Annotated in this window: 7 protein-coding genes; 3 read left to right on the top strand and 4 right to left on the bottom strand. The window is 65.3% G+C overall.

The window, feature by feature from the left end; all coding sequences use genetic code 11:
• Positions 1–175: 175 nt before the first annotated feature.
• The 3 genes from HWV67_RS09250 to HWV67_RS09240 form a co-directional block, all read right to left on the bottom strand.
• Positions 176–976 (bottom strand): class II aldolase/adducin family protein, encoded by an 801-nt coding sequence (locus HWV67_RS09250; protein WP_175650932.1) that lies wholly within the window; start codon positions 974–976, stop codon positions 176–178.
• 64 nt (positions 977–1,040) lie between these two features.
• On the bottom strand, positions 1,041–1,985 hold the full coding sequence (locus tag HWV67_RS09245) for a D-isomer specific 2-hydroxyacid dehydrogenase family protein (protein WP_175650931.1): 945 nt from the start codon (positions 1,983–1,985) through the stop codon (positions 1,041–1,043).
• Positions 1,982–3,178 (bottom strand): acyl-CoA dehydrogenase family protein, encoded by a 1,197-nt coding sequence (locus HWV67_RS09240; protein WP_256680045.1) that lies wholly within the window; start codon positions 3,176–3,178, stop codon positions 1,982–1,984. The genes HWV67_RS09245 and HWV67_RS09240 overlap by 4 nt, the downstream gene beginning before the upstream one ends.
• Before the next feature lie 300 nt (positions 3,179–3,478).
• Here HWV67_RS09240 and HWV67_RS09235 point away from each other — a divergent pair, with 300 nt between their 5' ends.
• The 3 genes from HWV67_RS09235 (at position 3,479) to HWV67_RS09225 (ending at position 6,541) form a co-directional block, all read left to right on the top strand.
• The gene (locus HWV67_RS09235; RefSeq protein WP_175650930.1) at positions 3,479–4,444 is read left to right on the top strand and encodes an ABC transporter substrate-binding protein; all 966 of its coding nucleotides are present in this window, start codon (positions 3,479–3,481) and stop codon (positions 4,442–4,444) included.
• Positions 4,445–4,460: 16 nt separating this feature from the next.
• A complete protein-coding gene (locus HWV67_RS09230; protein WP_175650929.1) occupies positions 4,461–5,423 on the top strand; it encodes an aliphatic sulfonate ABC transporter substrate-binding protein in 963 nt (320 codons plus the stop codon).
• Between the two features lie 77 nt (positions 5,424–5,500).
• A complete protein-coding gene (locus tag HWV67_RS09225) occupies positions 5,501–6,541 on the top strand; it encodes an NADP(H)-dependent aldo-keto reductase (protein WP_095159647.1) in 1,041 nt (346 codons plus the stop codon).
• A gap of 109 nt (positions 6,542–6,650) precedes the next feature.
• Here HWV67_RS09225 and HWV67_RS09220 read toward each other — a convergent pair whose 3' ends face one another.
• Positions 6,651–8,165, bottom strand: coding sequence for a nucleobase:cation symporter-2 family protein (locus HWV67_RS09220; RefSeq protein ID WP_175650928.1), 1,515 nt, complete (start codon positions 8,163–8,165; stop codon positions 6,651–6,653).
• Between the last annotated feature and the right edge of the window lie 80 nt (positions 8,166–8,245).

Here is an 8,245-nt window from a genome sequence, read left to right as displayed (position 1 = left end):
ACCCGCGAGGATGAATTGAGGTTTGCGCTGACCCAGTTGGCGAGCCTGGCGGGGGCTTCGGATCCGCGGCGGTTTTACTGAGTCGACCTCCTATCTTCATGGAACCTGTGGGAGCGAGCTTGGCGGGACGCCGCACCGTCGCGAAGGACCGCAAAGCGGTCCCAACCACGGAAAATCAATGCTTGTAACCATCCCCCTCCCGATCCAGTTGCCGAATCAGCGCATCCCAATGCCGCTGAATCCCCGGGTTGTTGCCATCAAGAAACGCCGCAGTCTGCTGCTTCACTTTCTCGATCGCCGCCTCCGGCGCAAACAGCAGGTCGGCATTGCCGCCCGCCTGCGCGGCGATCTGGATATTGCAGGCGCGCTCCAGGCCGTGCAGCTCGCGGAACGCATGTTCGACACTGCTGCCACCGGTGAGCAGGCCATGGTTGCGCAGGATCAGGATATTGCTGGTGCCCAGGTGGGCGACCAGGCGCTCCTGCTCGTCCAGGTCCAGGGCCACGCCTTCGTAGGTGTGGTAAACGACCCGGCTGTAATAGGCCAGCGCATGCTGCGACAGCGGCAGCAGGCCATCGCGTTGCGCCGACACCGCCGCGCCATCGCGGGTGTGGGTGTGCAGCACCGCCTTGAGGTCGGGGCGGGCGCGGTGGATGGCGCTGTGAATCACGTAGCCAGCCTGGTTGATGCCCAGCCCCAGCGGGTCGTCGATGATCGTGCCGTCGACATCCACCTTGACCAGGTTGGAGGCGGTGATTTCATCGAACAGCAGGCCATAGGCGTTGATCAGGAAGTGCTCGTCCGGGCCGGGCACCCGCGCCGAGAAGTGCGTGTAGATGTGGTCGGTCCAGCGAAACAGCGCGGCCAGGCGGTAGGCGGCGGCGAGTTTGACCCGCACCTCCCATTCTTCGGCGCTGACCCGCTGGCGCACGCTATCGAGGTCGGAGGTAACGGTCAGAACGGAAACGGCAGTCATTGCAGTGCTCCCCACGCGCCAGGCGGCGCGTCAAGTTCATAGGTTAAGGTTCGAGGGTTCAGGTTCAGTAGCCGCGCTGGTGGTCCACCAGATTGCGCAGCGCTTCGCCCTGGTGGTAGCGGCGGAAGTTCTCAACGAAATCCTCGGCAAAGCCGCGGATGCCCTCGGTGGAAATGGCGCAGGTGTGTGGCGAGATGAATACCCGCGGGTCGCTGTACAGCGGATGGCCGGCGGGCAGCGGCTCGGGTTCGGTGACGTCGAGGGTGGCGCGGCCGATCCAGCCGGCTTCCAGACCTTCGAGCAGGGCCTGCTGGTCGAGCAGGCCGCCGCGGGCAATGTTGATCAGGTGCAGGCCGGGCTTGGCACTGGCCAGCACGTCACGGTTGATCAGGCCACGGGTCTGGGCGGTGAGGGGCGCGGCGATAACCAGATGATCGGATTCGGCGAACAACTGGTGCAGGTCAGCCACCGCCTCGACCGGCACGCCGGCTTCCAGCGCCTGACCCGGCCGGCCCAGGGCGATCACCCGCAGGCCCAGGGCGTGGCCCTTGGCGGCGAGGGCGCGGCCGATACTGCCCAGGCCGAGGATGCCGAGGGTCTTGCCGCGCACCGGTTGCAGCGGGGTGAAGCGCCAGTCGTCGTCCTTGACCCAGATGTTCGGCAACTGCTTGGCCGCCGAGAAAATCGCCGCCAGGGCGAACTCGGCGACCTGCTCGGCATTGCTGCCCTTGCCGCTGGTGACCGGCGGGCCCTGGAACAGCCAGTCGGGATAGAAGTCGATGCCCGACGACACCAGTTGCACCCAGCGCAGCGACCACGGCCAACCCGCAGGCGGCTGATCGACGCGACGGCCACGCACATTGATCGGCCGCACGATCAGCACGTCGGCGCGCTCGGCGTTGAATTGATCCGGGGAAAGGTCCAGCACCCGGTGCTCGGGCAGTTGCTGGCGAATGAATTCGTTGGACTGCGGGTCAAGCTGGCTGGCGATCACGCTGATGGTGCTCATTGGCTTGCTTCCTCGCTGAGGGCCGCGCGGCCGGTGCCGTGGAACACCACGTCGTCCTGCGGGGTGTGAATGCGGCTGCACAGCACGTCGCGGTAGTGCCGCTCCAGCGGGTTATGGCGCGACAGGCCGGGGTTGCCGGTGGCCTCGATGGCCAGCTCCACCGCCTGGATCGCGTTCTGCGTCACCAGTTGCTTGAGCTGGCCGGCGTTCTTCGCGTCCACCAGGCCGGCGGCGGCGGAGTCCAGCAGGTTGCGGTTGGCGAACAGCAGGGTGTCGATCCGCCCGACCCGCTCCTGGAAGCGCGGCAGGCTGGCCAGCGACTGGCCGAGGTTGGACGGCACCCGCTTGCGCAGGAAGGTCACCAGCCAGTCGCGCGCGGCCTGGGCCACCGAGTCGTAGATGCTCGACAGCAACACCGCCATCCACACCAGGCCTTCGCCGTCCAGCTCCGGGCGCGGCGCGCTGGCCGGGCTGACCGCGACGGCGTGGTCGAGAGGCAGCAGCACGTTGTCGAATTCGACGCGGTGGCTGCAGGTGGCGCGCATGCCGAGGTGGTCCCACTCATCGACGATACGGATGCCTGGCGCGTCCTTGTGCACCAGGAAGCCGCCCACCAACGGGTCGGCATCATCGCTGCGGCCCCACACCAGATACCACTCCAGGCCATGGCTGCCGGTGGAGTACAGCTTGGTGCCGGACAGCCGCCAGCCTTCGGCGGTACGCCGGGCGATGGTCGCCGGCAGGCCGCCGCGGGCCGGGGTGCCCAGTTCCGGTTCGACGCGGAAGGCGTTGATCAGCGCGCCGTTTTCCACGGCCTCGCGGGCCAGTCGCTCGCGCAGGTGGGCCGGCCAGCGCTGGTCGTCCTGCAGGCGGAAATGCTGCAGGTACTGCATCACCAGGATCAGCGCGGTGGACGGCTCGCCCTTGGCCACCGCTGCAATCACCTTGCGTGCGCTGGGCAGGTCGGCACCGCCGCCGCCGAGCGCCTTCGGCACGGTCAGGCCGAGCAGGCCATGGCGTTGCAGCAAGGCGAAGTTGGCGGCGGGGAAGGCACCACTGCGGTCGTAGTCGGCGGCACTGGCCGCCAGCTCGCGGGTGATGGTCGAAAGAACGACCGGGTCCAGGCCGGACGGGGCACTGTCCGACAGGGTCGGCCGGTGCAGCGGGACAGCAGTGGCGGAAGACTGGCTCATCAGGCACTCATCGCATAAGACGCACGGGAGGCGCCCCGTGGGAGCGCCGTTGTCCCCGCCCAGGACAGCGGATCCATGCCAGCGGGGCTTATGACCGTATGCTCGGTGTAATGCGCTGTAAAATTCTTTCTGGTTCTAAGCTAATCACAAGATTGAAAAATTGTTCGCATATTAGGTTATGACCAAAATGCATTTCACTGATTATTTAGGTGTCGGTACAGTGCACCGACATTCGCGACTGGCGGATGGAACCCAGAACCTGACAACAGGCTGTTGTCCAGCCTCCAAGGAGTGTCCGCGATGATCCCTTTCAAACGAATTCTGGCGCTTGGCGCCGCCGTGCTGCTGGCCGGCCAGGTGCTGGCCGCCGACCGCCTCGAACTGCGCATCGGCGACCAGAAAGGCAATATGCGCGCCCAACTGGAAGCCGCCGATGCCCTGCGCGATTTGCCCTATGACATCCGCTGGGCCGAGTTTCCCGCCGCCGCACCGCTGGCCGAGGCACTGAATGCCGGGGCGATCGATGCCGGTATCATCGGCGACGCGCCGCTGCTGTTCGCCCTGGCCTCCGGGGCGCAGGTCAAGGCCATCGCCGTGGACAAATCCGATGCCTATGGCACTGCGGTGCTGGTGGAGCCCAAGTCGACGCTGAAAACTGCCGCCGACCTCAAGGGCAAGCGCATCGCCACCGGGCGCGGCTCCATCGGCCACTATGTGGCGCTCAAGGCCCTGGCCAGCGCTGGTCTCACCGAGAAAGACGTGGAGTTCCGTTTCCTCGGCCCGGTGGACGCCAAGGTCGCCCTGGCCAACGGCTCGGTGGATGCCTGGGCCACTTGGGAGCCCTACACCGCGCTGGCCGAGCTGAGCGGGCAGGGCCGGGTGCTGGTCAATGGCCGCGGCCTGTCCAGTGGCAACAGTTTCCTCGCCGCCACCGACAAGGCCCTGGCCGACCCGGCCCGCCGCGATGCCCTGCAGGATTACCTGACACGCCTGGCCAAGGCCCAGGACTGGGCCAACCACAACCTCGACAGCTATTCGAAAACCCTGGCGCAGATCATCGGCTTCCCGGTGGAGGCCGCGCGCCTGCAGTTCGAACGCCGGCAACTGCGCTGGCAGGCGGTGGACGCCAAGACCATCGGCGAGCAACAGGAAACCGCCGACTTCTACCAGGCCCACGGCCTGATCGCCGAACGCCTCGATGTGAAACCGACGTTTGCCAGCGGCTTCGTCCTGCCGGCTGCTGCCACCCTGACCCAAACCCACTGAAACCGGAGCTTCCCGCATGATTCCATTCCAGCGTCTGTACCGGCTGGCCGCCGCCGTGGTGCTTGGCGCCAGTCTTGTCGGCACGGCCAGCGCCGAAGAAACCCTGCGCATCGGCTACCAGAAATCCTCGACCCTGCTGACCCTGCTCAAGGCCCAGGGCGATCTGGAAAAACAACTGGCCGGGCAGGGCATCACCGTCTCCTGGCATGAATTCGCCAGCGGTCTTCCGCTGCTCGAAGCGCTCAACCTGGGCAACGTCGATGTCTCGGCGGACGTCGCCGACACCGTGCCGGTGTTCGCCCAGGCCGCGGGTGCCAAGCTGACCTACTTCGCCCGGGAAACCCCGTCGCCGTTGGCCCAGGCCATTCTGGTGCCGGCCGATTCGCCGCTGAAAAGCCTGGCTGACCTCAAGGGCAAGAAGATCGCCGTGACCAAGGCCGCCGGCAGCCACTACCTGCTGATACAGGCCCTGGCCAAGGCCGGATTGAACTTCAGCGACATCCAGCCGGCCTACCTGATTCCGGCCGATGGCCGTGCCGCGTTCGAGAACCGCAAGGTGGATGCCTGGGTCACCTGGGACCCGTTTGTCGCCAGCGCCCAGCGCCAGCAACATGCGCGGGTCTTGAGCAATGGCGAGGGCCTGTCCAACTATCAGCGCTATTATCTGGCGTCCAGCGATTACGCCAAGGCCCACCCCGCAGTGCTCAACACCTTGTTCAGCTCGCTGAGCAAGGCGGGCAAGTGGATCAAGGCCAACCCGACCGACGCCGCCAAGGTGCTCGGGCCGCTGTGGGGTAACCTGGATGTGGCCACGGTCGAGCAAGCCAATGGCCGACGCAGTTATGATGTGCAGCCGGTGCAGGCCGACAACCTCGCCGAGCAGCAGCAGATCGCCGATGTGTTCTTTGCCCAGGGCCTGCTGCCGCGCAAGATCGACGCCAGCGCCGTGGAGCTTTTCAAGCCCGCCGTGCAGCGCTGATACCGTCACCGATCCAGGGCCGCTGGCACCTCTCGGGGTGCCAGCGGCCTTCGCCGTTATCAACCAAGGAGTGATTCATGGAAAAGCGTCAACTGGGCAACAGCGGAATCGAAGTCAGCGCCATCGCCCTCGGCACCATGACCTGGGGCGAGCAGAACAGTGAGGCCGAAGCCTTCGAACAGATCCGCGTGGCCCGCGAGGCCGGGGTCAACTTCCTCGACACCGCCGAGATGTACCCGGTGCCGCCGATCGCCCGGACCTACGGCGAAACCGAGCGGATCATCGGCAACTACTTCGAGCGTTTCGGTGGCCGCGACCAGTGGGTACTGGCGAGCAAAGTGGCCGGCCCGCACCGTATCGACCACATCCGTGCCGGCAATACCCGCCTCAACCGCGCCAACATCACCGCGGCGCTGGAAGAAAGCCTGAAGCGTCTGAAAACCGATTACCTGGACCTTTATCAACTGCACTGGCCGGATCGCCAGGCCAACTTCTTCGGCCAGCTTGGCTACGTGCACGACGCTGACGACAATGAAGCCGTCGCCATCGAAGACACCCTGGAAGTGCTGGCCGACCTGGTGGCCTCGGGCAAGGTGCGCCAGATCGGCCTGTCCAACGAGACGCCGTGGGGCGTGCAGCGTTTCCTGCACCTGGCCGAGACCCGTGGCTGGCCGCGCGTGGTGTCGATCCAGAACCCCTACAGCCTGCTGAACCGCAGCTACGAAGTGGGCCTGGCGGAGATTTCCATTCGCGAGCAGGTGGGCCTGCTGGCGTATTCGCCGCTGGCGTTTGGTGTGTTGTCGGGCAAATACCTGAACGGCGCGCAGCCGGCGAAATCGCGCCTGACCCTGTTTGATCGTTTCCAGCGCTACAACAATCCGCAGGTGGAACGTGCGACCGCAGCCTACGTGGCATTGGCGCAGGAGCACGGTGTTGATCCGGCGCAACTGGCGCTGGCCTACGTCACCAGCCGGCCGTTTGTGACCAGCAACATCATCGGCGCGACGACCCTTGAGCAGTTGCACAGCAACCTGGGCAGCGTTGAGGTGAACTTGACCGAAGAGTTGCTGCGCGGGATCGAAGCGATCCACGTAGAACAGCCGAACCCTGCGCCGTAGCAGAAATACGGCGCCCCCCCTCCTGTAGGAGCGAGCTTGCTCGCGAAGGCATCGGTGAATTCACCGACGCATCGCGAGCAAGCTCGCTCCTACAGAGAGACAGGCTGGCTCAGTGCACCTGCTCGACACTCCTCTTACGCGGAGCATGACCATGCTCATGCGCCTCGTCGCTTTCCACGATCGGCACTTCCTTGCCGTCGCAGTCAAACAGCTTGCCGTCGCGGAAGAAGTCGCCATCGTTCAGACCGGAGATGTCCGTGTAGCGCAAGGTGCGCTCACTGGCAGCGGCGAACACTGACTGATTGTCCGAGTTGCCCGCCCGCAGGTGGTTGAACAGCAGGTTGAGCAGGATCGCCATGATCGCCGACGAGCTGATGCCGGAGTGGAAGATGGTTTCGACCCACGCCGGGAAGTGGTGATAGAAGCTCGGCGCGGCGATCGGGATCATGCCGAAGCCGATCGAGGTGGCCACGATGATCAGGTTCATGTTGTTGCGATAGTCGACCTGCGCCAGGGTGCGAATGCCGCTGGCGGCAACGGTGCCGAACAGCACCACGCCGGCGCCACCGAGAACTGCGGTAGGTACGGCGGCAACCAGCCGCCCCATCACCGGCAGCAACCCCAGCACTACCAGAATCATCCCCGCATAGGCCACCACGTAGCGGCTCTTGACGCCAGTCACCGCCACCAGACCGACGTTCTGCGCAAAGGCGCTCTGGGTGAACGAGCCGAACAGCGGCGCCAGGGCGCTGGAAATCATGTCGGCACGCAGGCCGTTGCCGAGGCGTTTGGAGTCGACCTTGGTGTCGATGATTTCGCCGACGGCGAGAATGTCCGCCGAAGTCTCGACCATGGTCACGACGATCACGATCAGCATCGACAGGATGGCCGCGAGCTGAAATTCCGGAGCGCCCATCGGCAGGATGCCGGGCAGCGCAACCAGCGGACCGTCGAAGGCCTTGGAGAAATCAGCCATGCCAAAGGCCATCGCCACCAGGGTGCCGATAAGGATCGCCAGCAGAATCGACAGGCGCGAGAGGCTGGCGCTGCCCAGCTTGCTCAGCAGCAACACCGTGGCCAGGGTGAACGCCGCCAGGGAGATGTTGGCCGTGCTGCCGAAGTCGGCGGCCTGGCTGTTGCCACCCATGGCCCAGCGTGCCGTGACCGGCATCAGGGTCAGGCCGATCGTGGTGATCACGATCCCGGTGACCAGCGGCGGAAAGAACTTGATGATGCGCGAGAACACCGGCGTGATCAGCAGGCCGACGAACGACGACACCATCACCGCGCCGAACACCACTGACAAACCGCCAGTGCCGTTATTGCCGATGATGGCGACCATGGTCGCGACGCTGGCGAACGACACCCCTTGCACCAACGGCAGGCGACAGCCGAAGAAGGGGATGCCGAGGGTCTGCAGCAGGGTGGCCAGGCCACCGGCGAACAGCGACGCGGCAATCAGCAGGCCCACGTCGGTGGCGCTCAGGCCGGCAGCCTGGCCGATGATCAGCGGCACGGCGATCATGCCGCCATACATCGTCAGCACATGCTGAAGACCGTAGGCCAGGTTGGCGCCGACGCCGAGGTTCTCGTCTTCCGGGAGGGATGAAGCAGGAGAAGTCATGGTGAATAGCTCGCTTTTGTTTTTTTGATGCGTCTAACAGCACGGTCTCAGTCGCACGGGATGAATACGGTGAAGGCAAG

The sequence above is a fragment of the Pseudomonas sp. Marseille-P9899 genome (genome assembly GCF_903166565.1).
Lineage (GTDB): Bacteria > Pseudomonadota > Gammaproteobacteria > Pseudomonadales > Pseudomonadaceae > Aquipseudomonas > Aquipseudomonas huaxiensis.
The sequence above is the reverse complement of the archived record's forward strand: the minus strand, read 5'-3'. Positions and strand labels throughout refer to the sequence as shown.